The 26,916-nt window shown below is 70.2% G+C and carries 27 protein-coding genes; 8 read left to right on the plus strand and 19 right to left on the minus strand.

The window, feature by feature from the left end; translation table 11 throughout:
• Positions 1-59 precede the first annotated feature (59 nt).
• From EV648_RS21255 to nthB, 4 genes are read right to left on the minus strand one after another with little or no spacing between them, the layout of a single operon-like run.
• Entirely contained in the window at positions 60-482 is a 423-nt protein-coding gene (locus EV648_RS21255; RefSeq protein ID WP_158294033.1) for an OsmC family protein, read from the minus strand.
• Positions 472-831 (minus strand): nitrile hydratase accessory protein, encoded by a 360-nt coding sequence (locus EV648_RS21260; RefSeq protein WP_132294434.1) that lies wholly within the window; start codon positions 829-831, stop codon positions 472-474. The genes EV648_RS21255 and EV648_RS21260 overlap by 11 nt, the downstream gene beginning before the upstream one ends.
• Entirely contained in the window at positions 828-1,430 is a 603-nt protein-coding gene (nthA, locus tag EV648_RS21265) for a nitrile hydratase subunit alpha (protein ID WP_132294436.1), read from the minus strand. The genes EV648_RS21260 and nthA overlap by 4 nt, the downstream gene beginning before the upstream one ends.
• Positions 1,427-2,089 carry a nitrile hydratase subunit beta gene (gene nthB, locus EV648_RS21270; protein ID WP_132294438.1) on the minus strand — a complete coding sequence of 221 codons (663 nt, stop codon included), beginning with the start codon at positions 2,087-2,089 and terminating at the stop codon, positions 1,427-1,429. Before nthB ends, nthA begins: the two co-directional genes overlap by 4 nt.
• A gap of 137 nt (positions 2,090-2,226) precedes the next feature.
• Between nthB and EV648_RS21275 the strand changes: the two genes are divergently transcribed.
• Positions 2,227-2,883 (plus strand): cupin domain-containing protein, encoded by a 657-nt coding sequence (locus tag EV648_RS21275; protein WP_132294440.1) that lies wholly within the window; start codon positions 2,227-2,229, stop codon positions 2,881-2,883.
• On the opposite strand, the gene EV648_RS21280 is transcribed toward EV648_RS21275, so the two are convergent.
• The 7 genes from EV648_RS21280 to EV648_RS21305 all read right to left on the minus strand — a co-directional run bounded on the left by EV648_RS21280 (position 2,860) and on the right by EV648_RS21305 (position 9,948).
• Positions 2,860-3,945: a type I glyceraldehyde-3-phosphate dehydrogenase gene (locus tag EV648_RS21280; protein ID WP_132294442.1), complete on the minus strand. Its 1,086-nt coding sequence runs from the start codon at positions 3,943-3,945 to the stop codon at positions 2,860-2,862. The two genes, EV648_RS21275 and EV648_RS21280, sit on opposite strands and share 24 nt — an antisense overlap.
• Positions 3,946-3,962: 17 nt before the next feature.
• The gene (locus EV648_RS21285) at positions 3,963-4,322 is read right to left on the minus strand and encodes a hypothetical protein (RefSeq protein ID WP_132294445.1); all 360 of its coding nucleotides are present in this window, start codon (positions 4,320-4,322) and stop codon (positions 3,963-3,965) included.
• A gap of 78 nt (positions 4,323-4,400) precedes the next feature.
• Positions 4,401-5,915 (minus strand): argininosuccinate lyase, encoded by a 1,515-nt coding sequence (locus EV648_RS21290; RefSeq protein WP_132294448.1) that lies wholly within the window; start codon positions 5,913-5,915, stop codon positions 4,401-4,403.
• A complete protein-coding gene (locus tag EV648_RS21295; protein WP_132294451.1) occupies positions 5,912-6,910 on the minus strand; it encodes a 1-aminocyclopropane-1-carboxylate deaminase/D-cysteine desulfhydrase in 999 nt (332 codons plus the stop codon). The genes EV648_RS21290 and EV648_RS21295 overlap by 4 nt, the downstream gene beginning before the upstream one ends.
• Positions 6,901-8,250: an adenylosuccinate lyase family protein gene (locus tag EV648_RS21300; RefSeq protein WP_158294034.1), complete on the minus strand. Its 1,350-nt coding sequence runs from the start codon at positions 8,248-8,250 to the stop codon at positions 6,901-6,903. The genes EV648_RS21295 and EV648_RS21300 overlap by 10 nt, the downstream gene beginning before the upstream one ends.
• Positions 8,235-9,164, minus strand: coding sequence for a hypothetical protein (locus EV648_RS42665; RefSeq protein ID WP_158294035.1), 930 nt, complete (start codon positions 9,162-9,164; stop codon positions 8,235-8,237). The genes EV648_RS21300 and EV648_RS42665 overlap by 16 nt, the downstream gene beginning before the upstream one ends.
• The gene (locus EV648_RS21305) at positions 9,154-9,948 is read right to left on the minus strand and encodes a phosphosulfolactate synthase (RefSeq protein ID WP_132294457.1); all 795 of its coding nucleotides are present in this window, start codon (positions 9,946-9,948) and stop codon (positions 9,154-9,156) included. The genes EV648_RS42665 and EV648_RS21305 overlap by 11 nt, the downstream gene beginning before the upstream one ends.
• Positions 9,949-10,066: 118 nt before the next feature.
• Here EV648_RS21305 and EV648_RS21310 point away from each other — a divergent pair, with 118 nt between their 5' ends.
• The gene (locus tag EV648_RS21310; protein ID WP_158294036.1) at positions 10,067-13,243 is read left to right on the plus strand and encodes an AAA family ATPase; all 3,177 of its coding nucleotides are present in this window, start codon (positions 10,067-10,069) and stop codon (positions 13,241-13,243) included.
• Here EV648_RS21310 and EV648_RS21315 read toward each other — a convergent pair.
• Entirely contained in the window at positions 13,194-14,000 is an 807-nt protein-coding gene (locus tag EV648_RS21315; RefSeq protein ID WP_132294463.1) for a DUF2877 domain-containing protein, read from the minus strand. The two genes, EV648_RS21310 and EV648_RS21315, sit on opposite strands and share 50 nt — an antisense overlap.
• A 4-nt stretch (positions 14,001-14,004) precedes the next feature.
• The gene (locus EV648_RS21320; RefSeq protein WP_132294466.1) at positions 14,005-15,420 is read right to left on the minus strand and encodes a DUF1116 domain-containing protein; all 1,416 of its coding nucleotides are present in this window, start codon (positions 15,418-15,420) and stop codon (positions 14,005-14,007) included.
• Positions 15,421-15,498: 78 nt separating this feature from the next.
• Here EV648_RS21320 and EV648_RS21325 point away from each other — a divergent pair, with 78 nt between their 5' ends.
• Entirely contained in the window at positions 15,499-16,473 is a 975-nt protein-coding gene (locus EV648_RS21325) for an AIR synthase related protein (protein WP_158294037.1), read from the plus strand.
• A 24-nt stretch (positions 16,474-16,497) separates the two neighbouring features.
• Here EV648_RS21325 and EV648_RS21330 read toward each other — a convergent pair whose 3' ends face one another.
• From EV648_RS21330 to EV648_RS21340, 3 genes are read right to left on the minus strand one after another with little or no spacing between them, the layout of a single operon-like run.
• Positions 16,498-17,031 (minus strand): MSMEG_0567/Sll0786 family nitrogen starvation N-acetyltransferase, encoded by a 534-nt coding sequence (locus EV648_RS21330; RefSeq protein WP_158294038.1) that lies wholly within the window; start codon positions 17,029-17,031, stop codon positions 16,498-16,500.
• A complete protein-coding gene (locus EV648_RS21335) occupies positions 17,028-18,185 on the minus strand; it encodes an MSMEG_0568 family radical SAM protein (protein ID WP_132294475.1) in 1,158 nt (385 codons plus the stop codon). Before EV648_RS21335 ends, EV648_RS21330 begins: the two co-directional genes overlap by 4 nt.
• Before the next feature lie 53 nt (positions 18,186-18,238).
• Positions 18,239-18,928, minus strand: coding sequence for a hypothetical protein (locus tag EV648_RS21340; RefSeq protein WP_132294478.1), 690 nt, complete (start codon positions 18,926-18,928; stop codon positions 18,239-18,241).
• A gap of 103 nt (positions 18,929-19,031) precedes the next feature.
• Here EV648_RS21340 and EV648_RS21345 point away from each other — a divergent pair, with 103 nt between their 5' ends.
• From EV648_RS21345 to EV648_RS21365, 5 genes are read left to right on the plus strand one after another with little or no spacing between them, the layout of a single operon-like run.
• Complete coding sequence (locus EV648_RS21345; RefSeq protein WP_132294481.1) at positions 19,032-20,042, plus strand: carbamate kinase; 1,011 nt, start codon at positions 19,032-19,034, stop codon at positions 20,040-20,042.
• Complete coding sequence (locus tag EV648_RS21350) at positions 20,039-21,568, plus strand: protein FdrA (RefSeq protein WP_132294484.1); 1,530 nt, start codon at positions 20,039-20,041, stop codon at positions 21,566-21,568. Before EV648_RS21345 ends, EV648_RS21350 begins: the two co-directional genes overlap by 4 nt.
• Positions 21,569-21,578: 10 nt before the next feature.
• Positions 21,579-22,772: an MSMEG_0565 family glycosyltransferase gene (locus EV648_RS21355; protein WP_132294487.1), complete on the plus strand. Its 1,194-nt coding sequence runs from the start codon at positions 21,579-21,581 to the stop codon at positions 22,770-22,772.
• A 12-nt stretch (positions 22,773-22,784) separates the two neighbouring features.
• The gene (locus EV648_RS21360) at positions 22,785-22,973 is read left to right on the plus strand and encodes a CbtB-domain containing protein (RefSeq protein WP_132294490.1); all 189 of its coding nucleotides are present in this window, start codon (positions 22,785-22,787) and stop codon (positions 22,971-22,973) included.
• Positions 22,974-22,984: 11 nt separating this feature from the next.
• Positions 22,985-23,746: a CbtA family protein gene (locus EV648_RS21365; protein WP_132294493.1), complete on the plus strand. Its 762-nt coding sequence runs from the start codon at positions 22,985-22,987 to the stop codon at positions 23,744-23,746.
• A 112-nt stretch (positions 23,747-23,858) separates the two neighbouring features.
• On the opposite strand, the gene gap is transcribed toward EV648_RS21365, so the two are convergent.
• The 3 genes from gap to EV648_RS21380 are packed head-to-tail and all read right to left on the minus strand — an operon-like array spanning position 23,859 to position 26,878.
• Positions 23,859-24,866 (minus strand): type I glyceraldehyde-3-phosphate dehydrogenase, encoded by a 1,008-nt coding sequence (gap, locus tag EV648_RS21370; RefSeq protein WP_132294496.1) that lies wholly within the window; start codon positions 24,864-24,866, stop codon positions 23,859-23,861.
• A 47-nt stretch (positions 24,867-24,913) separates the two neighbouring features.
• Positions 24,914-25,789: a phosphoribulokinase gene (locus tag EV648_RS21375; protein ID WP_132294499.1), complete on the minus strand. Its 876-nt coding sequence runs from the start codon at positions 25,787-25,789 to the stop codon at positions 24,914-24,916.
• Positions 25,790-25,798: 9 nt separating this feature from the next.
• A complete protein-coding gene (locus tag EV648_RS21380) occupies positions 25,799-26,878 on the minus strand; it encodes a class 1 fructose-bisphosphatase (protein ID WP_132294502.1) in 1,080 nt (359 codons plus the stop codon).
• Positions 26,879-26,916: the final 38 nt, after the last annotated feature.

A 26,916-nucleotide genomic window follows, 5' to 3' on the forward strand; every position in this document is an offset into this window, starting at 1 on the left:
CCGCTGTACGTCTTAAGTTCAATGAGTGTTTCCGATAGTAAACAGAGCCGGCGCGCCGGTCAATGCTCGACGGCGATCGCCTCGGTGGTCAGCTCGACGCCGGCGCGCAATGTGTTGGTCACGTAGCAGACGCGCTCGGCAGCCCGGACCAGCTGATCCAGCTCGGCCTCCGGCACACCGACGCGGGCCTGCACGTGGATCGCACTGAACCGCTGACCGTCGTAGCTGCCGGTCACGTCGACCGACAGGTCGGACAGCTCGATCTCCCGCTTGCGAGCCGCATAGCTGAGTGCCATCAGGAAGCAGGAGGCGACCGACGCCAGGAACAGATCGGTCGGTTGCGGCCCCAGATCGGTCCCGCCGACCCGCACCGGCTCGTCGACCTCGATCGTGAACGACCCTGCTCGCACCGAGCAGTGGTACCCGGATCTCCACTTGCCCGTGACGGTTCGCCCGGCCGCGACGCGAGCGTCAGTGGTCATGGAGGCCATGCTCGTCATCACGATGGTCATGGCCCGCCGGCCGATGACAGAGAACGTCCGCACGGTCGTCGACGTCCTCCAGCGAGACGACGCCCCGCTGGAAGAGCAGTGACTCGAGGGCGCCGACCCAGCGGTCGTAGTAGCGATACTCCCCGGGCCCGGACTCGTCCGCGGCGACCTCGGCGATCAACCCGGTCTGGAAGTCCCGCCACGAGAACAACCCCTGGTCGGCCAGCGCGGCCGCCAGGCCGAACGCCCGGCTCTCCCAGGGCTCGTCGAAGACCAGCTCGCCGTTCGCGCGAGGCAGCGCCGTGGCGCCGACGGCGTCGAGGGCCTCGGCCCCGGTCATGAGGCGACCTTCACGTCGGCGACGCCCACCATGGCATCCCGGCTGACCAGGGCGGTCAGCTCCTCCTCGGACAGGTTCTCACTGCCGGCCGGGCGGCGCGGCAGCACGAAGTACCGGTTCTCCGCACTCGAGTCCCACACCTTGATCTCGACGGCGCCGTCGACGACGAGGCCCATCTCCGCGAGCAGCGCCCTCGGCTCCCGGACGACCCTGGCGCGATAGGCCGGGTCCTTGTACCAGTTCGGAGGCAGGCCGAGCACCGGCCACGGGTAGCAGGAACACAGCGTGCAGACCACCACGTTGTGAACCTCGTCGGTGTTCTCGACCACGACGATGTGCTCGCCCTGCGGTCCGCCGAAGCCGAGTTCCTTGATGGCGCCGGTGCCGTCGGCGAGCAGGCGGGCGCGGTAGTCCGGGTCCACCCAGGCCTTGGCGACGACCTTGGCTCCGTTGAGCGGGCCGACGTCGTTCACGTAACGGTTGATGAACCCGTCCAGGACGTCGGTCTTGACCAGGCCTCGCTCGGTCAGCAGCGCCTCGAGTGCCTCGGCGCGCAGCGCGGCGGGAGGCCGGTCTGCAGTGCGGGAATCGGCGGTCACAGTGTCTTCTCCAGGTAGCTCTCGAACAGGTCGATGTAGACGGTCGAGACCTCGGCGTCGGAGCCCCAGAGATCGGTCGACTCGAAGCGGACGGTGTAGACGTGCTGCGCGTCCTCACCGGTGAAGTGAGCCGTGCTGTCAGGCAGGACGGCCGCCGGCCGCCGGGCATCGACCACACCGGTCCGCCCGCGGACGTAGGCCGGCATCCTGGTGTGGCCTCGCTTGCGGAGATCGCGGGCACGCACCTGCTGCCCCACCTCGAAGGCGGGCTCGTCGTCGATCTGGCGTAGCGAACCAGGACCGCCACGCTCGTACGACGGCTTGCACACCTCGACATCCGCGGGCTCGACGACATCTTCACCACCCAGGCGGCGGGCTCGGGCCTCGACAGCTCCGGGCGCGAGCACACCGCTGTCGACCAGCAACAGCTCAGCAGCCGCGAGCCACCTTCCGTAGTAGCCGTCGGCGAGGTACTCCACCGGGTGGAGCCGCTCGAGCGCGTGCCGGAACGCGTCGAGGTTGGTCCCCGATGCGCCCATCGACGCCAGCCCGAGGGCGAAGGTCCGGGCGTGCCACTGCTCCTCGAACACCGGCTCGTCCGGCTGGATGGCGACCGTGCCCCAGCCGTGGGTGCCACCCATGTCGTGGATCCCGTCCATCCGCGGCCTCCTCCGGTTGCGCTGCGCAACATCTCCTATCCGATACGGCAAAACACTATGTGAGACATAGCGGGCCGTCAACTATCAGAGCTAGGCTGTCGGCTACTCAACGGCGCGTTCCCGACGAAGGAGAGAGCATGTCCCCCTCAGCCACCAGCTCCGGTGGCGTTCGCGACGACGCAGCGGCCGACCGGCTCGCCGCGGCGCCGCTGCCGGAGACCGAGGTCTCAGCGGTGGTGTCCGGTATCGGTCCACGGCTGCGCTCGCTGCGCACGCGACACGGCCTGTCGCTGCAGCAGCTCTCGGACCGCTCGGACGTCTCGCCGGCCGCGATCCACAAGGTGGAGCAGGGCACGATGGTGCCCACCATCACCACGCTGCTGAAACTCGCGGCCACCTTCCAGGTCCCGGTGGCCCACTTCATCGGCGAGGTCGAGGCCCCCGACTCGCCGGTCGTCTACACCCCGGCCAAGCAACGCCGGACCCGCACGGAGGGCGACGGCGACGTCGTGGTGGGATCCATCTCCGCGGAGTCCGGCCCCTTCGACCTCGCGGCGAGCGTCACCGAGATCGGTGCCGGCGCCCGGTCCGCCGAGGACAACCGGCACCCGGCCGGCGAGTCCCTGGTGCACGTGCAGTCGGGGACGTTGGAGCTCACCGTCGGCCGCCAGGTCTTCCGGCTGACCGCCGGTGACTCGCTCCACTTCCGCTCGGAGGAGAGCCACTCCTGGCGTAACCCGTCCGGCCGCACCGCCAAGGTGCTGTGGGTGTCACTTCCCGAACGCCGCGCCTGAGCCGATCAAGGCCGGCTGCGGAACCAGCTCGTTCGCCGGTGGCCTGACGTTGCTGCGGGCGGACACCATCTCGACCAGGTCGAGGAGCCGGTTGGCGTAACCCCACTCGTTGTCGTACCAGCCGAACAGGCGTACGGCGGTACCGTGCGACTCGATGTCCTGGAGTGAGATCACGCAGGAACGCGGGTCGCCGAGGATGTCCGACGACACCAACGGCACGTCGGTGACGCCGACGATGCCGGACCAGCGGTCCGAGCGGGCTGCCTCGATGAAGGCCTCGCGCACCTGCTCGGCCGTGGCGCGCTCCCGGAGCATGGCCACCACGTTGCTCAGGGACCCGTCGGGAACCGGAACGCGCACCGCGACGCTGTGGACCCGGTCCTTCAGCTGCGGGAGCACCAGCGCCAGGGCGCGGTCCGCCCCGGTGCCCGTCGGCACGATGTTCTGGCCCGCGGCCCGCGAGCGCCGCAGGTCGTGGTGCGGCAGGTCGAGGAGCTGCTGGTCGTTGGTGAAGGCGTGCACGGTGTCGACCCAGCCGCCGTCGACCCCGAAAGCCTCGTCGAGGATGGCGAACATCGGCGCCACGCAGTTGGTCGTGCAGGAGGCGTTGGAGATGATCCGGTGGACGGCCGGGTCGAGGGCCGCCTCGTTGACCCCGACGCAGATCGTCACCTCGGCCGAGTCGGTCGGCGTGGAGATGATCACCCGCTTGGCGCCGGCCAGGAGATGACCCGCGGCCCGTTCCCGGGTGGTGTACTGGCCGCTGCACTCGGCGACGACGTCGACTCCGAGGGCGGACCACGGCAGGTTCGCCGGATGGTTCGACCGCAGTACCTGGATCCGCCGCTCCCCCACCCGCAGCTCGTCGCCGGCCACCTCGATGGGCACGCCCAGCCGGCCGTGCACCGAGTCGTACTCCAGCAGGTAGGCCAGCGTCGAAGCAGGCGTCAGGTCGTGGACCGCGACGACGTCGACCGCCGACTCGCGGGCGAGGATGGCGCGGAGGAAGGCCCGTCCGATCCTGCCGAGGCCGTTGATCGCGATGCGGGGCGCGTCGGTCATGGGGTCACTCCCGCCTGTCAGACCGTCGCCAGGGCACGCGGTACGGCGTCCGCTGCGGTCTTCTGCAGCGAGGTCACCGCCGCCAGCCGCCGGGAACGGGAGGGGAAGGCCACGGACGCCAACGCCACCAGGGCGTCGAAGACACGATCGCCGTCCATCCACGCGTGGTCCTCGGCGAAGGCGATCCACTCGGTCGGAGGGATCACCGGCTCGGTCTCGCCGTACTCGATCTCGTCCCAGGTCGCGGCCATCTCGATCAGCTCGACCAGGGCGGTCATCGGCTCTCGCTCGAGCGAGACCAGGCGGCGGTGGTGGGCGGGCGCGTGCTGCTCGAAGCGGCAACCGCAACGGTCGGGTTCAACACTGAACGTCTCCATGAACGGATGGTGGCCGCCGCTGTTGCACAGCCGTTGCACGGCCGTTTGCCGGCCCGGCACGACAGCTTGCGGCACCTGTCAGCGATGCTGGTCCCCCGCGACCTGCTCGGCCTCGGCGATCAGCCGCGCCTCCGCCGCGGCGTACTTCTCGAGCTCTCGCTTCGCCCGGTAGCCCAGGTCCACGGCCTTCGCGAGGTACTCCTCGGTCATGGCATCGACCGCCTCGGGTGCCGCCCCACCGAGGGCGCTCCGCGTCGCGACGATGGCACGGGGGTCGAGGACGGCTCTGACCTCGTCGGCTTCCAGCTCCAGCGATCGCCCGATCACGCGCTGGGCGGCGACGTCGAGATCCTCCGGGCTGATGTCCACGCCGCGGATCCCGCGCCTGCTCGCAGCGCCCACCACCTCCCCGACGATCAGGTACGCCGCCCGGTAGTCGACCCCGCAGCGGAGCATGACGAACTCCGCCAGGTCCGTGGCCTGCGTGAAGCCCTCCTCCAGCCGTTCCCACATGCGACTCTCGTTGACCGTCAGCGTGTCGACCACCCCCTCCATCAGCGCGGTGATCCGGGTGGCGAACTCGACCGCCCGGGGAATCTCGCCGTACGCGAAGATCAGGTTGTCGCTGCGGGCCGAAGGGCTCTTCACCACGGCCAGGAAGCCGGTGAGCCGTCCGATCAGGACTCCCCCGGCGCCGCGGACGATCGACAGCGCATAGGGATTGCGCTTCTGCGGCATCAGCACCGAGGCGCGCGTGTACGGGCCGGCCAGGTCGACGTAGTCGAACTCCTGGCTGGACCAGATCTCGAGGTCCTCCGCGAGCTTCGACTGGTTCGACAGCAGGCTGACACCGGTGGCAAGGACGTCGATGAAGGTGTCGGTCTGCCACATCGCGTCGCGGGTGTGGGTGATGACATCGTCGAAGCCCAGCAGGTCCGCGATCACCCGGCGGTCGTCGAGCAACCGGCTGCCGTTGACACACCCCGCGCCACCCGGGCTGCTGTTCAGCTGTGCGAGCGCTGCCACCAGCCGCTCACAGTCGCGGATCGCCGGCGGCACGAAGCCGAGCAGGTAGTGCCCGAACGTCGACGGTTGCGCCTGCTGGAGATAGGTCTGGTCCGGCATGAAGACCTCGCGGTACCGCGCTGCCGTGCGAGACGAGGTGGCCGCGAACTCGGCGGCGCCCGCGGCGAGCTCGGCGGTGAGCCCGCGGAGCAGGATGCGCAGCGCGACCCGCGCCGCCTCGCGCCGCGGCCGGCCGGCGTGCAACCAGCCGGCGTCGTCACCGATCGTGGCGACGAAGTGCCGCTCGCGCGAGTTGTAGGGCTCGCCGTACGCCGCGTCGTACGGGAAGTCCTCGGGCCTGGTCCGATACGCCTCCAGGAGTACGCCGAGCAGTGCGGCAGCCGCTCGCTCGGGGATGATCCGGCGGTGGCGCAGATCGAGCACGTGCGCGATGTCGGCGAGGTTGAGGCCGTGGTGGAGCAGCGGGGCGTCCGCGATCTCCCAGGCGAACCCAGCGTCGATGAGCTGCTGGGCCGGCCGATCCTTGGACGGGCCCTCGACCCGGCGTCCCGCGTTGACCGCTGTCATGGGTTTGCCTCCGCGCCGACGGCCCCGGATCCAATCCCAGCCTCGGCGAACGTAGTGATGAGTGTGTCGGCGGCCGCGAGTGCGCCGCCGGTGCTCCAGTAGACGGTCGGCTCCCGCAACTCGGCGCGGTGGTCGGCCAGCCAAAGGAGGGCCTTCACGTTGTAGACCGGGTCTGCGACGAGACCGCTGTGCCGGAGTGCGTCCCGGGTCAACCGATCGGCCTCCGGACCGGGACCGCCGGCCCTGCCGTCGACCAGCCGCCAGCGGGTCGACGGTTCGCCGCCGCCTAGCAGTCGTGCGGTCTCCAGGGCGCAGGCGGCGATGCGGGGCTCGACTTCATCCGGAGGACGCGAGACAGAGACTCCGACGATGTCGACCCGGTCGGCGTGACCGTTGGCACCGAGGCCCGCGAGCAGCCCGGCAATGCTGCCGCCTGACCCGACGGGGAGGACGACCGTGGCCCGGGGAAGGTTGCGCTCGGCAAGCTGCGAGACCAGCTCGGCCGCTGCTCCGGCAAAGCCACAGGCGCCCACCGGCGTAGCACCGCCCCGCGGTACGGCGTACGCGAGGGCTCCCTCTGCGTTCAGACGTTCGACGAGCTCGCGGGCGCCGATCTCCATGCTCTGGCGGTCGTCGGAGCCGGTGAAGACCACCTCCGCGCCGGCCCTTCTCGACACCTCGAGCGCCGCGGCGCCACGCGGCGAGCCGTAGCAGACCTGTCTGATCGCCACTCCCTTCGCGGCGGCCGCGACGGCCAGCAGGGCGGCGAAGTTGGAACCCGGTCCACCGGCGACGACGAGCGTGTCTGAACCGCGCTCCAGGGCGTCGCCAAGCACGAACTCGACGGTCCGGACCTTGTTGCCGCCCCACGCGAAACCGGTGAGGTCGTCCCGTTTGAGCAGTAGGTCCTGCAGGCCCGGAGCGAGGTCGGCGACGTACTGCATCGGAGTGGGGAACAGTCCGAGCTGTACCCGCGGGAGGTGGTCTAGCGCCATGAGGTGCTCTCTTTCTCGCGCCGGCGGCGGGCGCGGGCGACCACCTCGTCAGCCATCGCGGCGGCCGCTCCGGTGTGCACGCGGTCCAGCTCGGCGAACTCGTCGGCTTCGACACGACCCTCGAGCACCGCCTTCAGGGTTCGGCCGGACTCGCTTGCCTCGCGGTAGGCCTCGTGGAGGGCGGCCTGAGCATGGTGCTTGCCGAGCCGTTCGGACATCGCACTCAGCAGGCGCTCCGACGTGGCCGAGCCGGTCGCCTCGAGGTTGGCACGCATCCTCGTCGGGTCGACCTCGAGAGAACTGATCAGCGAACGCGTCATGCCGGTCGCGGTAAGGGCGTAGTGGCACAGCTCCGGCAGCACGACCCATTCCGTCTTCCACGATCGGCCGTCTCGCTCATGCTCGCCGACCATGGTGTCGTTGAGGACGCCGGACAGGGAACGGACCAGCCGCGCGAGGGTGACGACCTGCTCACTCACCTCGGGGTTGCGCTTGTGGGGCATGGAGATGCTGCCGACCGTGGCCGCCGAGGTGGGCTCGCGGAGCTCACCGAGCTCTGCGCGCGCGAGCACGTAGACCTCGTTCGCGATCCGCGCCGCCGACGTCGTCAGGCTCGCCACCACCTGTGCGAACTCGGCGAGCCGGTCCCGTGTGGTCAACCAGGAGATCGCGGGTTCGGCGAGCCCCAGCCGCCGGCAGTACGCCGTCCGCAGGGGCATGGCCCTCGAGCCGAAGAAACCCAGTACTCCGACGGCGCCACCGAGCTGCCCGACCAGCCAGCGGTCGCGGCCCGAACGGAGGCGTTCGAGGTTGCGTCCGGTCTCGTCCGCCCAGGTCGCCGCCTTGAATCCGAAGGTGATCGGTGCGCCGGGCTGACCGTGCGTACGTCCCACCATCGCCGTCTCGCGATGCGTGGAGGCCAGGGCGAGCAGCTCCGCCTCGATCGCCCACAGGTCCCGCCACAGCAGGTCCGCCACGGCCCCGATTTCCAGCACCTGAGCGGTGTCGGAGATGTCTTGGACGGTCGTGCCGTAGTACACGTGCTCGGCGGCGTCGGCCGGCAGCAGGGTGCGCAGTACCTGGATCATCCCCAGGGTCGAGTGCGACGTGGCGCGGGTGCTCTCGCCGATCGCGGCGACGTCCAGCTCACGGTCGCGCAGTCCCGCGATGGCAGCGGCGGAGCGGGCCGGAATGATCCCGACCTCGGCCTGGGCCTGCGCCAGCGCGATGACCACCTCGAGCCAGCGCCTGACCCGCGACGGCTCGGCGAAGATCGCGTGGCTCTCCGGCGTGCTCCACTGGTGGCCGAAGATCTCGGAGTCGATCAGATGTGCGTCCACGTCACCTCCGACGTTTCGACCAGGAGCTCGATCGCGGCCCGTACTTCGGCCAGGGAGGCGCCCCACGGCACCAACCGGGCCGGCCCGTCGGCCTCGATCCCCTCCTGGATCAGGCAGCAGCGGGTGAGCGTCGGCCGTCCTTCCGAGGCCAGCCACTGCCGGGGGCAGATGTCGACCCGGTCGGGCGTGCTGCCGTAGAACCAGCGATGGATCTGGTTGGACCGCTCGCACCCGAGCAGCGTCCACTCGCGCTCGGGCGGGCGCTCGTCCAGGAAGGAGACCTTGCTGCCGGGGAAGTCCATCCCGGAGCCGCGACACGGGATCAGCAACTCGGCCGGCTGCTCGTCGTACTGGTCGGCGAGGAGGTCACGGCTGTCGACGATGTCGGGGACGACGACGACCGGCGGCAGGTCCTCCGCTGCGCTGAGCACCCGCTGGACCTGGTCGAGCAGTTTGGGCGGCCCGGGTGGATAGACGTCGACCAGCCGGATCCGCAGCGGGGCGGGGTTGAGGATGAAGCTCACGTGGGAGTACAGGCCTTCGACGATGACGCACCGGGCGCCGGAGCGCTCGGCCGCGGCGGCAAGCTGCGAGGGCACCGCGGTGTCGAGAGACTCGTCCACGACGAGGGCACAGTCCTCCGGCCCGGCGAGCACTCGCGCGGACCGGGTCATGGTGAACAGCTCGGTCGTCGGGAGCCGGTCCACCTCGACCAACGCCGCCCTGCTCCCCTGACGAGCGACCACGAACCGGGTCCGGAAGTACACCTCACGGCCGGTGAAGTGCTCGGCCAGCCAGTCCGGGTCGAGGCTCGGGACCGAGGCCACGGCGACCTGGCGGTAGCGCGAGGGCACTACGTTCGGCGCCAGCGGATCCGTGGCCCGGTCGGCGGCACGTGCCGGCTCAGCGAGCACGGACCGGCTCCCCGATCTCGATCCCCAGCCCGATGGTGTCCGAGCGCAGGCCGAGGCGGAGCGTCTCCAGTCCCATCACGTCCTCGAGCGCGACGTTCCCGAGGTTCACCCCTGGTCCGAGCCGGCGCAGCAAGTGCGCCTGCTGCGACCGTTGCGGAGCCTCGTAGATGATCCTGCCGGCCGCGCCGGAAGACGCCAGCTCGTCGAGCAGGGATTCCCGGACCGAGCCGTCCGCGTCGTACAGGCCGACGGTGCCGCTCTCCCGTCCCTCCGCCACGATCCAGGTCGCGCCGGCGTCCAGGTCGCCCTGCAGCTCGGCGATCCAGTCGACCGCCGAGACGAGTTCGAGCGGATCCTTGCTGCCGACCTCGGCGAAGACCTCGAACCCGAGCGACCTCGCCAGCTGGATGAGCTCGCGCTTCTCGGTCGGCGGCAGCTCCGTGGCGCCGCGGGACACCTCGACGCACTCGAAGCCGGCCCAGGTCGCGAAGTCGAAGAACTCCGCCACCCGGTCCTGGAGCCAGGCGATCTCGAGCAGCGTGCCGCCGGTGCACGGCTTGACCTGATGGTCACGGAGCAGGCGGATCTTCTGCGCGAGCGCGGGCTCGACGTACGCCGTACCCCAGCCCAGCTTCCAGACGTCGATCCAGCCGGAGTAGGCCTTCAGCACCGACCGCACCGGGTCGAGGGAATACCCTTTGTCCAACACATGGGTGATGCCGGCGGATCGTGGCTTGGCGGGCCGTTCCGGCACCGTGAGGAAGCTGGGAGGTGCCGCGTCCATCGCACCCGTTCCTTTCCGCTCGGCTCGACTGCGGGACCGAAGTCCCTCTACGATAGGTGACGATTCTACACTATAGGAGATGGCCGAAGTAATTCCTGGAGAGGAGCGGTGTCTCACGATGTCCACCAGTCCTCCGCCCTCGACGGTGTTCGTCCTCGGCGGTCTGCGCGTCACCGACGCGCAGGGTCATCCGCTCGGCCCCGTTCCCGCGGGCAGGGCGGGCATCCTGCTGCGCAGGCTCGTCGCCGGCGGCGGCGCCGTCGTCGAGACGGACGCACTGATGGATGCGTTGTGGGACGACGACGCCCCGGCGACGGCGGATCGCGTGATCGCCTCGCTGGTCAGCCGGGTGAGACGGGCCATCGGATCCGACGTCATCACCGGTTCGGTGTCCACCGGCTACCGCTTCAACGCGGGCCGGACCTGGACGAGTGACCTCGCCCAACTGGAGGAACTGACCAAGTCGGCGCAGGCGCGAGCCGCGCTGAGCCCGGCCGTGACGGTGACCGCGGCGCGGCGCGCCTTCGCGCTGCTGGCCGGCGGCAACCCGCAACTGCCTCCCGCGTTCGCCCAGCACAGCTGGGCCGAGGAACAGCAACGTCATGTCGACGCACTCACCCGTCGCCTGAACCGCGCGCGGTGGGATGCCGAGGCTCGCCTCGGCATGTGGAGCGACATCGCGAGCCAGGCCGAGGCGGTTCTCCGGCACATCCCGCACGACGAGCTGGCGGGCTGCGCGCTGATGGACGCGTACTGGCATCTCGGCGACCGGGTGGCCGCTCTGCGTGTGTACGAAGAGCTCCGGCTGCAGCTCGGCAACGAGCTCGACGTCGAGCCGAGCCCGCAGAGCGACGCCCTGTTCAGCGCGATCGTGAGCGGGGCCGAACCAGGACCGGTGTCGGTTCCCGGTCCGGCCGCGACCGGGACCTCCGAGCTGATCGGCCGGGCGGAGGATTTCACCTCGATCGTCGGCCGCTGGCACGATGCCGCCGCTGGTCACGCCGGCTCGGTGGTGATCACGGGAACCCCCGGCTCCGGGCGCTCGTCGCTCGCCCAGGCTCTCGCCGACAACGCCGACGGCAGTGGCGCCCGGGCGATCCGGGTCGACTGCTTCGAGGGCGAGCGCTCCTCCCCGCTCCAGCCGCTCGTCACCGTGCTGAGCCGGATCCTGCTGTCGACCGCGCCCGAAGACCTGCCGGCTCTGCTCGGGTCCTGGACGGACACGGCGGTCGAGCTGGTGCCCGACCTGCGTGATGTCGTCGGTACGCCCGACTACCAGCGGGCAAGCCCGGAGATCGAACACCGGCGCGTGCTCAACACCATGCGCCACGTCCTCGCGACCGCGGCCGAGGAGCAACCGCTGCTGCTCTTCTTCGACGACCTGCACCTGGCCGGCACCGCCACCGTCGAGGCGCTCCAGTGGCTCCTCCACTCCTTCGGCGAGGTGCCGCTCCTGGTGGTCGCCACGGTGCCGTCCGACCGCTTGGACGCGGAACTGGGCTCCCTGGCCGACAGCAGCCTGCTGGTCGAGCTCGGTTCGCTGACCGAGTCGGAGGTCGCCCAGCTGGCGGCCCAGGCCCGAGTCCCCGACGAGGCGGCCTTCGTCTGGGAGCTGACCCAGGGCCGGCTCATGTTCGTGGTCGAGGTGCTCGCGGCGCTGCGCCGCGGGGAGGACCGCTCGGACATTCCCGGCACGCTGAGATCGATGGTCCTCAACCGGGTACGCCGCAGCGGCCGCGGGGTCGAGGACCTGCTTCAGTCCGCCTCGGTGATCGGTACCGCCTTCGAGCTCGAAACGCTGGAGCGCCTGGTCGGACGTCCGGCGGTCGACTTCATGCCGGCCGTGCAGCAGGCGATGGCGGCCGGCCTGCTGGCGTCCCGCAACGACCTGTTCGTCTTCTCGCCGCCGATCCTGGGGCAGACCCTGTACGACAACCTGCCCGGACCGATCCGGGTACTGCGCCACCGGCAACTGGCGGAGATCTTCTCGGCGAGGCCGGAGCTGCGGGCACTCCACCAGGAGCGCTCCGGGCTGACACCGGCCGCGGCCAGGTCGTGGTACGAGGCGGCCGTGCTGGCCCGTCGCTCGTTCGCGAACGCCGATGCCGTTCGGCTGTTCTCCTCCGCCCTCGACTGCGCCCGGAAGGCAGCCGACCAGGAGCTGGAAGGCCTGGCCCTGATCGGCCGGGGTGCTGCTCACGAGGAGCTCGGCCAGTTCGACCTGGCGACCGACGACCATCAGGAGGCGGAGTCCCTCGCGGTCGCGACCGGGCAGCATTCGCTCCGGGCGACCGCGGTCGAGCGCCTCGGCTGGACGGCGTACTACCGCCGCGACGTCGAGGAGGCCGTCGCCCGTGCCGAGGAGGCATCGCGGATGCCCGGCGCGGGGCCGAGCGCCTGGAACCTGCTGGGCCGGACCAAGCACTGGGCCGGCGACTTCGACGCGGCGTACCGGGCGTACGAACGAGCCCTCGACGGGCTCGGCGACGAGGAGGAAGCGGTCCGGGTCTCGGTACTCAGCTGCCTCGGCGCCCTGCTGGCCCACGCCGACCGCTACGGCGAGGCGATCGACGTCCTGGACGAGGCGGTCGGGGCCGCGCACCGGATCGGCGCGTTCCACCCGCTGCTGCGCGGCCTGTTCTTCGCCGGTCTGGCGCGCGCAAACGCCGGAGACCTCTCCGGAGCGTTGACGGCCCTGCAGACGAAGGCCGCGATCCTGGAGCGCTACGACGTCTCGTTCTACCGAGCGCGGACGAACACCTCGCTCGCGTGGGTCTGGCGCGAGCTCGGCGAGCCGACCCGGGCCCACGACCTGTCCGAACTGGCGCTCGAGCAGTCGCGGGAGGTGGACGCGGGCAGTCTGCAGATCGAGCAGGAGCTCCACGCCCTCTGCTCATTGGCCGACTCCGAGCGTCTGGACGGCCAGCTCGACCGCGCGGCGGAGCGGCTCGAGGTTGCGTCCGAGCTGATCGAGCACTGGCTGCCGTTCAAGTGGCGCGCCGACCTGCGGATCCGCGAGGTGCGTTCGAGGTTGCGGCTCGAGGATCCCGAGGCCCTGCTCGAGGCTGCGCGGGCGGCCGGCTCGGTCAAGTACCAGGCCCTGGCTCTCCACCTGCAGGGCCGTGGTGAGGACGCCGCCGTCCTGGCTCGGCAGACCGGCTCACTGCTGCTCCTGGGCGAGGTGGGCGCACCTGACGAGGCGCGAGATGCCCTCCGCCGCCTCGAGGCGAGGCTGCCGCGCCAGCTCAGGCCGAACTTCTCGCAGGCGGGACGCCTTCCGGCCGGACGAGGTTGACGCTCGCGGCGGTTGCGAGGCCGATCCCCCACAGGAGCGCGATGCCCGACGAGCCGCCGATGGCCGAGACGGTCGTGACCGCGTGGTCGAACGCCGGGCGGTCGTAGGCGGCCGCGCAGGCGACCAGGTCGTGCACCGGCGCCACGCTCTGACCTCGGGCAGCCCAGGCCAGGAAGGATCGGCTGAGGTTCGTGGTGGCGGTATCCCGCGCGACGCGCAGCAGAGTGTCCTCGTCCTCGCCGCGCCACGCGTGCACGAGCAGGAGACCGGCGAGTACGTCGTCGCCGGTGGGCGTCAGACCTCCCCCGCGGCCTTCGAGCAGCTCGCGCGACGCGACGAGATCGCCGGCCGCCACGGCACGTCGTACCGAGTGCCATCCTCGCGCCAGGTCGGCGGGGACAGCCAGCGACTCGAGCATCGATCCGAGTGCCGCCTCGGCGTGCAGCAGGTCCGCGCGAGCGGGCTGCCACGGTGCGAAGAAAGCTGCTTCACCGAGCTCGACCTGCCAATGCGACGAACGCAGCCGGGTGCCGTCGCGCCAGACGGCCAACCCCTCGGTGGCGCGAGCGGGCGGCGCGGCCACGATCAGATGGATCGGCCCGGGCGCGACGGCGGGACCCGCGATGGCGTAGACCTCGCCGCCCACCTGCACATAACAACCGTGCCGGAAGATCCCGACCACGGTTCCGTGGGCACCGTCGACGTGGGCGGCATCGACCCCCGAGCCCACGACGAGAGGCCGCAGGTGCGCGGGCATCGCGTCAGGCCAGACGACGGTCGAGGTCGAGCAGGGCGTCGATGAAGCAGGCGATCGGAGCCCAGGCCACGCCGGCACCCACCTGGCCGCTGCCGTCCGACGCGTGGATGACGCCGGTGTTGACCGCCGGGGTGATACCCAGCTCGACCACCTTGCGAACGTCCACGCCGACGGGCGTGCCGATGTTGTCCAGGATGGGCAGCCGGAAGCGAGGACTCTCCCCCGCGCAGATCCGTTGCATGCTGCGCGTCGCGGCGATCGCGTCGGACATCCGGCCACCGAGGAAGCCCGCGACAGCAGGCGAGTTGGCCGCGGCGGGACCACCGAGCCCCACCAGCTCGAGCACGGCGCTGTCACCGATGTCCGGCGCGCTCGTCTCCGGCCCGTATCCCGGGTAGTACAACGCATCCTGGATCGGCGGTGACGGCGCGAGGAACCAGTCGCCGCCGCCGGCGAGGCGCACGCCGTACGTCGAACCGTTGCGCGACATGGTGGTGACGATGCTGGACTCCGGCACGTCACGGGCCCACTCCACCAAGGACTTGGCGGCGGCCATGGCCACGTTGAGGAACATCAGGTGGTTGCCACTGAGGAAGGTCGCCACCTCCGGCGCCGCGGGGTGGGTACTGCGGACCAGGTAGGGAAGCAGGTCACGCAGGAAGAGGTTGGTGGTCGCCTGGACCCGCATGTGGACGTCGTCGCCCATCGGGACACCCTGGGCGGCAAGGGCGAACACGTCGACCGGACCGCGCGACGCCAGCGCCTCGGCCAGCACCGGTCCGACCGCGTCCCGGACGAACCGCAGCCGCTCGATGGCGTGATCGTTGTCGACCCCGAACCACTGCACGGCACCTGAGCCCTGGTTGATGCTCGAGTACGCCGTGGTACCCCCGGCCTCGTTCTGCACGACGTACACCGGTGCGGACGGGCCGATCGACGTGGCCATCGGTACGACGGTGCTGTGCTCGTTGGCCGGCTTCAGCCGTACCTGGCCGGACTCGACGAGCGCCCCGGCGGCGGCCACATCCTCGGCCCAGCCCTCCGCGACCACGGCGGCGCGCACCGAACGCTGCAACGGGTCCGGCATGTCCTGCCAGGCGATGGCCGGACCGCAGTGCAGGACGTCCCGCCCACCGAAGCCCGGGATGACGTCGCCGGCGCGATCGATGCCGACCAGCATCGGCACGCCTTCGTTGAGCCGGCGGATCACCTCCGCGTTCGCACGCTCGATCCGGTCCGCCCGCGGGCCGAGGAGCCGGGCCAGCGCAGCCACCGCCTCGGAGTCGCCACCGGCCGGGATCCGCCAGTCCACCCCGATGACCGCTTGTTCCTGGGCGCGCAGCGCCGTCTCGAACAACGGCAGCCCGATGTTGACCACGTCCACGACGTTCGGCAGTTCGACGACAGGGGGCACACTCATCAGGAAGCCTTTCGACGGTTGATCCGGCCGGGCTGACATCTCTCGACCGATATGGGCATTTACTATAAGATACGCGACATGACCAGTCCACCCCTGCTCCGCACCGAACCTCCGCTGGACGACCTGGTGGCGGCGGTGCGTTCGCACGCCGGCGTCTCGGGCAAGTCCGCCATCGCCCGGGTCCGGACCTTCGTCGACACCAGCGACCCCGTGCACGGTCCGGGCGACGACGGCGCGGTGGTGGAGCTCGACGGAGCCAGCGCGGTCGTCTGCGGTGAGGCGATCGCCCCCGCCTTCGTGCGCAAGGACCCGTACGGCGCCGGCATCGCCGCGGTACTGGCCAACGTCAACGACGTCGCCGCGATGGGTGGCATCCCGAAGGCCATCGTCAACACGGTCGTCGGTCGCGACGCGGACGTCTCGGAGGTACTGCGCGGCATGCGCGACGCGGCCTTGATGTACGACGTGCCGATCGTCGGGGGACACCTGACCCGGGCGGACTCCGACGCGTCGCTGTCCGCCTTCGCGCTCGGACAGGTGCGGCGTCCGTTGTCGATGGCAAATGTCCGGCCGGGCCAGACCGTGCTGTTCGCCGCCTGCCTGGACGGCACCCTGCGCGCGGACTTCCCCTTCTTCACCTCGATCGACCAGCAGTCCGCGACCCTCGCCCGCGACGTGCGCCTGCTCGCCGAGGTCGCCGGCACCGGGGCCGCGGTGGCCGCCAAGGACGTCTCCATGGCCGGGGCTCTCGGCTCGCTGGCCATGCTGCTCGAATTCACCCGGCACGGCGCGCGGGTAGACCTCGACCTGATGCCATACCCCACGGAGACGGATCCGCTCCGATGGCTGCTCGCCTTTCCTACCTACGGATTCTGGCTCACCACGACGGCGGACCGGGTCGCTGACTGTCAGACCGTGTTCCATCGGCACGGCCTGACGTGCGAGCCGGTGGGCGAGGTGACCGGGGCCAGCCAACTGACCTTGGCGCGCGGCGGAAGCGAGGCAATCATGGTGGACCTCGCCACCGAGGCCGTGACCGGTCTGTGGATCTAGCTGCCAGGATCTAGCTGTCGGGATCTAGCCTGCCCGCAGGCTCGGCGTCTCCATCGCGTCCTCGAGCAGCACCTGGTCTGGCCGGCCGAGGTGCTGCGGTGCGAGCGCCTCAGCCAGGTCGAAGAGCATCGGCTGGTGGTCGAACCCGCAGTACGGCTCGGGATCGCCGGAGCGGACCCAGCCGAGCCGCTCGAAGAACCGCACGTTGGGCAGCTGGATCTGCGCCCGCATCCAGCCACCGCCGTTGGCGGCGGCGGTCGCGACCGCGAAGCGGACGAGCTCGGCGCCGATCAGGGACGAGCGGTGTGAGGGAAGCACGGCGAGCCGGTCTCCCTGCCAAAGACCGTTCTCCAGGGGATAGACGCGCACCGTGCCGGCGGCCCGTGCTCCCCGGGCGGCCAGCACGTGGATCGTGCTCGGCTCGATGTCACGCAGGTCGATGTCGGTCAGCATCATCACGTGCTGCTCGAGCACGAAGACCTGGTGACGGATCGAGTAGTGCACCGTGAGATCCGGCCCGGCCGCGCGCCAGATACCGATGTCCGCCGAGCGGTTCACGACGCACGCCCCGGCAGAGCGCCCCCAAGCTTGGGCATTCCCAGCTGAATGGTCCGCTCCAGCGACCCGAGAGCGGAGCACGCCTGGCACCTCGCGCAGCCCGCCGAGACCTTGTCTGCAGTCAGCCCGCGCTTGACGAGCTCCGGCGCCACCGCCCGGGCGATCCTCTCGGTGTACGCCCGGCTCGGCGGGGTCGCATCCGCCATCAGACTGCCCGGGACCGGCCGGAGCGGGACGATGAACGGGTAGACACCGATGTCGATGGCCCGCTTGCACCCGGCCAGGGTCACCTCGGGATCCTCGCCCATCCCGAGGATGACATAGGTCGAGACCTGCCCCTCGCCGAACCGCTCGACCGCGTACTCCCAGGTCTCGAAGTACCGCTCGATGCCGGTCCTTGCCTTGGGCGGCGCGACTCTCGCCAGCACGTCGGGGTCGAACGACTCGACGTGGATGCCGAGCGAGTCGATGCCGAGGTCGTGCACCCTGTCGATGACGGCGAGATCCGTCGGCGGCTCGAACTGCACCTCGACCGGCAGACCCGAGGCCTCCTTCATGGCATGACCACACTTGCTGACGTAGTAGGCGCCGCGGTCCCTGCCCAAGGTCGAGCCGGTGGTCAGCGTGATGTCCACTGCGCCGTCGAGGTCACGAGCCGCGACGGCGACCTCCGCGAGCTGCTCGGGCCGCTTCACCTTGACCGTGTTGCCCGACGAGAGCGAGACACCGATCCCGCAGAACGTGCACTGGTCGTCGTTGCCCCAGTAGGCACAGGTCTGCAGGACAGTGCTCGCGAGAGAATCCAGGTGCATCAGGGCGAGCTTCCAGTACGGCGTCCCGTCGGCGGTCGTGAGGTCGTAGAACCGCGGCCGACCGGCCGGCGTGGCGGAGGCGAGCCTGACCCCGTCGCGGTAGATCGCGTGACCGGAATCCTCGGCCACCAGGGACAACGGCGTACTCGCAACGTATTCGGCATCGACCGGAACGGTGACCGGCGTGCCCTCCACCCAGATCATGCCGGCGTCCGAGGGTCCGGCACCGCCGGGCCTTCGCTCCAACGGGCCGGTGACCTTGAGCCCCTTCTCCTGAAGCTCGAGGATCAGATCGCTCAGTCGACTACCGTCGTCGATGGTGGCAATGGCTGTCCGGTTCACGAGGGCTCCTTCCGAGCGCGCCACGCTGTCCGCGAGGCGGGCAGGTCAATGACTCACCATACTTCATATACGACACAATCGTCCATTATCCGACACGTTCCTTGAGTGGCGACCTCTTCGACGAGTCCGCGCAGCGCGACCTCGCCGCTGCGGAACGAGGTGCAGTCGGAGTACGTCAGGTCCGCGATCCCCGGATCGTCGTCGACCAGCTCGCCGTTGAGCGGATCCAGGCCGACCACGGTGAGGGTGTGGGCGACGGCCCCGGTGGCCGGGTCCGGCTGTACGCCGGCCACGATCGCCAACCCGGAGGTGAGGTGCAGCCGGATCGAGCCGTAAGGGTCCGCGAACCCGGCGAGCGGGTCGCCTGTCTCGTGCAGGGCGACCCACTCCGCACCCTCGGCCCGCGCGGCGGCGATGAGCTCGGCCCGCGCGCGCCGGGTCTCCGCCTCGCGCAACGCGGCATGGCGGAGCGCGAAGCCGGCGCCGGCGACCTGATCGACAGGCAGCGACCCGAGCCCCAGCCCGGCGCGCTCCGCGGCAGCCGCCACGATCGCGCCGGCGTCCGGCCACCTGTCGACCAGAGTGGCCGTCGACTCCGTCTCGCGCAGTTCGTCGAAGACCGCCCGCACCAGCATGACAGCGCGTTCGTAGCGCCCGACGTCGCCTCCACCCATCGAGTAGAGGGTTTGCTCCGCGGCTTGCCAGGAGGAGCGAAGCGCACGTGCGGTCATCTCGTCGGTCATGGCACATCTCCGTCGGTCAGGCGGCTCTTTCATCTACTATACGACACGTCCGTCTGCTATGTTCTAGTCGCTGGCGCAGATTCGTCCGACAGTGGAGCTGTTCATGAGTGATATCGCGGTCATCGCCCTCGGCGGCAACGCCCTCACCCGCGAGGATCAGCGGGGAACCCTCGACGAGCAGTACCGGAACGCTCTGGCGATGGCCAGATCGGTCCGGTCCCTGCTGCGCAAGGGCTGGCAGGTCATCATCGTCCACGGCAACGGGCCGCAGGTCGGGAACCTCGCCATCCAGCACGAGGAGGGCGCCCGGCTGGTCCCGGCGCTTCCGCTGTTCTCCCTCGGCGCGATGACACAGGGCGCCCTCGGCAGCCTGATCTGCCTTGCTCTGCACGAGGTTTGCGGCGCGGAGGTCTCAGGTGCGGTCTCCGTGGTCACCCACATCGTGGTGGACAAGGACGACCCGGCCTTTGCGAACCCGAGCAAACCCATCGGGCCGTTCTTCCCCGAGGCCGAGGCCGCCAAGTTCGCCGAGAGCCGCGGCTGGACGATGGTTCCGGACGCCGGCCGGGGGTACCGGCGAGTCGTCCCCTCCCCCACGCCGCAGGCGATCCTCGAGGCCGACGCCATCGCGGCACTGACCCGGTCGGGTCACATCGTCGTCGCGGCCGGCGGCGGCGGTATCCCGGTGGTCGACGACCACGGCGTACTCCGGGGCGTGGATGCCGTCATCGACAAGGACTTCGCGGCCGAACGCATCGCGGTGGCGGCGCATGCCAATGCTCTGGTCATGGTCACCGGCGTCCCGTCGGTCAAGCTCGACTTCGGGACTCCGCGGGAACGGTCCGTCGAGGACCTGACGGCGCGCGAAGCCCGGCAGCACCTCGCGGACGGCCAGTTCCCCGCCGGGAGCATGGGTCCCAAGATCAGCGCGGCGATCAAGTTCGTCGAGGGTTCGACCTCGGCGGAGCGGCCGCGCTTCGCGGCCATCACGACCCCTGAACTCGTCTACGCCACCCTCGACGAACCACACGGCGTCGTGGAGGGAAACCGTGGCACCCGAATCCTGGCTGCTGATGTTCCCACCTCTGTCGACACCAAGGAGCTTGTCGGATGAGCACCCGCGTCACCGTACGCAAGAACTCTTACAAGGACAGCGTTCGTCTCCTCGAGGCGACCCGCGCCATCCTCGGATCGCCCGGCGTCTCGTGGGGCTGGGCCCTGATGGCCACGCCGGCGAACCTCGCGACCCTCGAGGAGCAGGGCATCGCGGGCGATTCCGGTGAAGCCGCGGCGAACGATCTGGTGCTCGCTGTCCGGGCCGACGACGACGCGGCGGCGACCGCCGCCCTCGAGAGCGCCGAGGCCACTCTCTTCGCCGCGAACACCGGCGAGGACGAGGTCGCCGCGCAGAGCACCACAGATCTCGCCGGAGCGGTTGCCGAGCACCCCGACGCCAACGTGGCCATCGTGTCGGTACCAGGCGCCTACGCGGCGCTGGAGACCCACAAGGCGCTCAGCGCGGGTCTCGACGTCCTGCTGTTCAGCGACAACGTGCCGCTCGCCGACGAGATCGAACTCAAGGAGCGGGCCCGCGACCTCGGCCGGCTGGTGATGGGACCCGGAGCAGGTACCGCGATGATCGCCGGTGCCGGGCTCGGGTTCGCGAACCGGGTGGCGGCCGGGCCGGTCGGCATCGTCGCCGCGGCCGGGACCGGCGCCCAGGAGGTGATGAGCCTGCTGGACCGCTGGGGGGTCGGGGTGTCCCACGTCATCGGCGTCGGCGGCCGCGACCTCTCGCCGGAGGTCGGCGGGCTGATGGCCGAGTCCGCGATCCGGGCCCTCGACGCCGACGACCGGACCCAGGCGATCCTGCTGGTCTCGAAGCCACCGGCCCGCGATGTCGCCGAGCGGCTGCTCAAGGTGCCGTCCAAGCCGACGGTCGCGGCGCTGATGGGTCTGCGCGACAAGCTCTCGACCGCCGACAACGTCACCGTCGTGAACACACTCGAGCAGGGCGCAATCCGGACCCTCGGCCTGATCGGCGGCTCCGCCCCCGACCTGGTGCAGGACCTGGCCGAGCAGGTGGCGGGCCTGATCACCGGCCTGGATTCCACCCGCCGCAAGGTCGTCGGTCTCTATAGCGGGGGCACGCTCTGCTACGAGGCTCTGACGATCGCGACCGACCACCTCGGCCCGATCCACTCCAACGTGCCGCTGGACAAGTCGTTGACCGTCGACACCGCGGCGCCGGATGCCCACCTGTTCCTCGACCTCGGCGAGGAGGAGTACACCAAGGGCCGCCCGCACCCGATGATCGATCCGCAGGCCCGCATCGAGTTCCTCGAGCGCCAGGTCGACGACAACCGCGTCGCGGCCGTCCTGCTCGACGTCGTCATCGGCGACGGCGCACACGACGACCCGGCCGGCACGCTCGCCGCCGCGATCGAGAAGGTCACCGCCTCCGGCGCGGCGGTCGTCGCCTACGTGCTCGGCACGGAGCGCGACCCGCAGGGCTTCGCGGCCCAGCAGGAGACGCTGCGACAGGCGGGCTGCATCGTGACAGAGACGGCCGCGCGGGCAGCCCTGGCGGCATCGGCGATCGCCCTGCGCGACCCGGCCCTCGTCGCCACCGAGCTGTAGGGGGCGCCCGATGGGATCACCCCTGCGCCTCGCGCTCACGACGTACTCCGTCAAGCCACGCGGTGGCGTCGTCCACACCCTTGAGCTGGCGGAGGCGTTGCAGGCCGAGGGAGTCGACGTCACCGTGGTGGCGCTGTCCGAGAACGGCCGCGGGTTCTTCCGCGAGGTGGACGTGCCGGTGCACCTGGTCGACGCACCGGAGCCGGCGGCCACGCTAGAGGAGCGCGTGTTCGACTCGATCGCGGCGCTCACCACCGCGCTCGGCGAGATCGGCGACCGGTTCGACATCGTGCACAGCCAGGACTGCATCTCGGCCCGGGCCGCGGCCAGGGTGCGGGACGCCGGTACGCCGTACCGGGTGATCCGCACGGTGCACCACGTCGACGACTTCACCACCCAGGCCCTGATCGACTGTCAGCGCAACGCGATCCTCGAGCCTGACGACGTCCTCGTCGTGAGTCGGGGCTGGCAGCAACAACTGCTGGACGACTACGGAGTCAAGGCCGACATCGTCACCAACGGGGTACGCACCGACCGGTTCGGCGCCGGTATCACCGAGCAACGCCGGCAGGAACTCCGTGATCGCATCGGTGCCGGTGACCGGTTCCTCTACCTGACCGTGGGCGGCATCGAGCCCCGCAAGGGCACCGCCCATCTGATCGATGCGATGGCGCAGTTGAAGGCGACGCACCCGCACCCACCCATGCTGGCGATCGTCGGCGGCCACTCGTTCCAGGATTACCGGGCGTACCGCCAAGGAGTGCTCGACTCGCTGGAATCGAACGGGCTGCGGCTCGACGAGGACGTCGTACTCCTCGGCACTGTCTCCCACGACGAACTGCCGGAGTGGTTCGCCGCCGCGGACGGCTTCGCCTTCCCGTCGATCAAGGAGGGCTGGGGCCTGGTCGTCCTCGAAGCCATGGCTGCCGGTCTCCCTGTCGTCACTTCCGACATCGACGTCTTCCACGAGTTCCTCACGCACGAGCGGGACGCGCTCATGACCAGGGCCGGCGACTCCGACTCCCTGTCCCGGGGCCTGGCTCGGCTGGTCGACGATGCGGCCACGCGGCAGCGGCTCGCCGAGCGCGGGCCGAAGGTCGCCGCCTCTTACTCGTGGGCCGGCACCGCCGCGCAACACCTCGACGTCTACCGGCGCGCGCTCGACAACGCGTCGCCGGAACCCGTCCGTCCATCAACCAGTTAAGGAGACACGACCATGTCGAGCACCGTCACGCCAGCAGCAGCTCAGCGGGTCCCTGCCTGGGCCTATCTCACCGCCCTGCTGGCCATGCTGCTGCTGTACCTGATGCTCCAGGACAACGGCGCCCTGCTGTCAGGCATCGCGCCGTACGTCCACGAGTTCACCCACGACGGCCGTCACGCGCTCGGCGTGCCGTGCCACTAGGCAGTGACCCGATGAGCCTGTGGCCAACCACGCTTCGAGCCTCACTCATGGGCGGAGCCGCGGCGGGTGGCGCCGCCGCGGTCTTCTCCCTGCTCGTCGTCGAGCCGACGATCCGGATCGCGCTGGCGGTGGAGGAGGGCCGTGCGACGGCCGAGCACTCGCACAGCGGCCCCACCCCCGAACACACCCACGACGCAGAACTCGTCGGCCGTGGCCTGCAGCAGGTGGGAGGCGCGCTCGCGGTGATCGCCGCGGCGCTGCTGCTCTCGCTCGTGTACGCCGTCGTCCTGGCCCGCGTCCGCCGTACCTGGGACCTGGGCGAGCTGCGCAGCGCCCTGCTGGTCGCGGTGGCATGCTTCGCCGTCCTGGCCCTCGGGCCCGGTCTCAAGTACCCGGCCAACCCGCCGGCCGTGGGTGACCCGGACACGGTCACCCAGCGCACGACTCTCTACGTCACGTCGATCGTGGTTTCGGCACTGATCGCCGCGGCTGTCGTCACCGTCGTCCGCACCGGCCACCGGCGGAGCTGGTCGTCCACGCGCATCTCCTGGGCCGCCGCAGGGATTCTGGCCGTGGGCTGCGTGCTGCTGTTCGCCGGTCTGCCGGCTGCTCCCGACGCGATCCCCTCCGACGTCGGCGCAGCGCTCGTCTGGCGATTCCGGGTCCAGTCGTTAGGCCTGCTCGCCCTGCTGTGGGCGACCCTGGGGCTGGTGGCCGGCTCGGTGTTGTCACGAGCCGGCCGGCGCCCTCCGGTCACCACCACCGTCGCTTGAACGATCGGTGACCCTCCTGCCTGCTTGCGGTGGACGACGCCGAAGCCGTCACTCACGAACGCATCAGCGAGCGCCCAGCTCGGTACCGAGCTCGTCGATCGTGGTCACCGGCTCACGCGCCTCGTCCGACCAGGGCGACGAGGTCGGCCAGCCGGTTGGAGTAGCCCCACTCGTTGTCGTACCAGCCCACGACCTTGACCTGGTTGCCGAGCACCTTGGTCAGTGGCGCGTCGAAGATGCACGACGCCGGGTCGGTCACGATGTCGGAGGAGACGATCGGGGCCTCGCTGTACCGGAGGTAGCCCTTCAACACCCCCTCGGCGGCAGCCCTGACGACCTCGTTGACCTCGGCAACGGTCGTGTCCCGCGATGCCTCGAAGGTGAGGTCGGTCGCCGAGCCGGTGGGAACGGGGACCCGGAGGGCATAGCCGTCGAGCCGGCCCGCGAGCTCGGGAAGCACCAGCCCGATGGCCTTCGCCGCCCCTGTCGAGGTCGGTACGACGTTGATCGCGGCCGCGCGGGCCCGGCGCAGGTCCTTGTGGATGTTGTCCTGGAGGTTCTGGTCGGCGGTGTAGCCGTGGATCGTGGTCATCAGGCCCTTGACGATGCCGAGACCGTCGTGCAGCGCCTTGGCCATCGGCGCGAGGCAGTTGGTCGTACAGGACGCGTTGGAGATCACCGTGTGCGCGTCCGCGTCGTACTGGTCGTGGTTGACGCCCATGACGAAGGTGGCGTCCGCGTTGGTCGCCGGCGCGGAGATGATCACCTTCTTCGCGCCGCCGGCGTCGACATGGGCCCGGGCCTTGGTGGCATCGGTGAAGAAGCCCGTCGACTCGACCACGACGTCGACGCCGAGGTCCTTCCACGGCAGGTCTGCGGGGTCACGCTCGGCCAATGCCGCGACGGAGGCGCCACCGACGACGATCGAATCGGTCGTCACGGTGACGTCGGCGTCGAGGGGGCCGAGGATCGAGTCGTACTTGAGCAGATGCGCCAGCACGGTGTTGTCGGCAAGGTCGTTGACGCCGACGATCTCGATGTCGGCCCCCGACGCGCGGACGGCGCGGAAGAAGTTGCGGCCGATGCGGCCGAAGCCGTTGATTCCAACACGAACAGTCACAGGCGATGGCCTTCCTGGGTGGGGGAACTCCGAATGTCAGGGCGGGTTCAGGGCGTCTTCGGACGGCGCTCGAGCAGCCGCCACAGCATCGGCGTGAAGATCAGCTGCATCGCCAGATCCATCTTTCCGCCGGGGCAGACGATGGTGTTCGGCCTCGACATGAACGAGTCGTGCAGCATCGACAGCAGGTAGGGGAAGTCGATCCCCTGCGGATCCTTGAAACGGATCACGAGCATCGACTCGTCCGGCGCCGGGATCGTCCTGGCGATGAAGGGATTGGACGTGTCCACCACCGGGACGCGCTGGAAGTTGACGTGGGTCCGGGAGAACTGTGGGCACATGTAGGTCACGTAGTCGTGCATCCGCCGCAGGATCGTCTCCGTCACGGCCTCGGTGGAGTAGCCGCGCTTGGCCTTGTCCCGGTGCAGCTTCTGCGTCCACTCGAGGTTGATCACGGGGACGACGCCGATCAGCAGGTCGGCGTGCCGGGCGACGTCGACCCCCTCGGTGACGACGGCACCGTGCAGCCCTTCGTAGAACAGCAGGTCGGTACCCGTCGCGAGATCCTCCCAGGGCGTGAACGTCCCGGGCTCCTGCCGGTACGGCGCGGCCTCCCCCTCGTCGTGCAGGTACCTGCGCACCCGCCCGCCACCCGTCTCGCCGTACTCGCGGAACAGCGACTCAAGTTCCTCGAACAGGTTGGCCTCGGGGCCGAAGTGGCTGAAGGTGTGGTCACCACAGGCCAGAGCCTTCTCCATCTGCTCCTTCATGCCCATCCGGTCGTAGCGGTGGAAGCTGTCGCCCTCCACGAAGGCGGCGTTCACCTTCTCCCGCCGGAAGATCTGCTCGAAGGTGCGCATCACCGAGGTGGTGCCGGCGCCGGACGACCCGGTGATCGCGACGACAGGGTGCTGGGTGGTCATGGGCGCTCCTCAGCTGGCGGACCGGTAGAGGCCGCGGAAGCCGTACAGGGGGTGGTCCTGCTCCTCGGCGTCACCGCCGGAGTGCTCGGCGTGGTAGCGCTCGATGCGCTCGACTTCCTCACGCGCACCGAAGATGAATCCGATCCGCTGGTGCAGCTGCGCCGGCCTGACGTCGAGCACCCGCCCGTGTCCGGTCGACGCCAGGCCGCCCGCCTGCTCGATCAGGAACGCGATCGGGTTCGCCTCGTAGAGCAGGCGCAACCTGCCTTCCTTCGCCGGGTCCTTCGAGTCGCGCGGATACAGGAACACGCCACCGCGGGTCAGGATCCGGTGGGTCTCGGCCACCAGCGAGGCGACCCAGCGCATGTTGAAGTCCTTCTGCCGAGGACCCGAGGTCCCGGCCAGACACTCGTCGACGTACCGCGCCACGGCCGGCTGCCAGAACCGCCGGTTCGAGGTGTTGATCGCGAACTCCGCCGTCGAGGCCGGCAGCTTGATGTCCTGCCGGGTCAGCAGGAACTCGCCGACGCTCGGGTCGAGCGTGAAGGCGTGGACGCCGGTGCCCACGGTGAGGACCAGGACGGTCGACGGACCGTAGATCGCATAGCCGCCGGCAACCTGCTCGGTGCCCGGTTGCAGGAAGTCGCCGGGCTGGGCGTGGGCGCCGGGCACCGGTGCGCGGAGGATCGAGAAGATGCTGCCGACCGACACGTTGACGTCGATGTTCGACGACCCGTCGAGCGGGTCGAACGTCAGCAGGTACTGCCCCCGCGGATGGCGCGACGGGATGGCGTAGGGCAGGTCGAGCTCTTCGGACGCCATGCCGGTGAGCATCCCGCCGCCCTCGTTCGTCCGCAGGAAGATGTCGTTGGCCAGCACGTCGAGCTTCTGCTGCTGCTCGCCCTGGACGTTGACGACGTCGTTGCCTCCGAGCACACCGGTGAGGGCGCCGGTGGTGATCCGGTGCGAGATCGCCTTGCAGGCAAGGGCGACGTCGGCGATCAGTGAGCTGAGGTCCGCGCACAGGCCGGGATGACGTCGCCGCTCCTCGGCCAGGAACTGGGTCAACGTCGAGCGTTCGGTCGGCATCGGCACTCCTCGCGTGGATTAGTGGGCTGGCCCGTCCA

Origin of the sequence: Kribbella sp. VKM Ac-2568, from assembly GCF_004345365.1 — a bacterium.
Lineage (GTDB): Bacteria > Actinomycetota > Actinomycetes > Propionibacteriales > Kribbellaceae > Kribbella > Kribbella orskensis.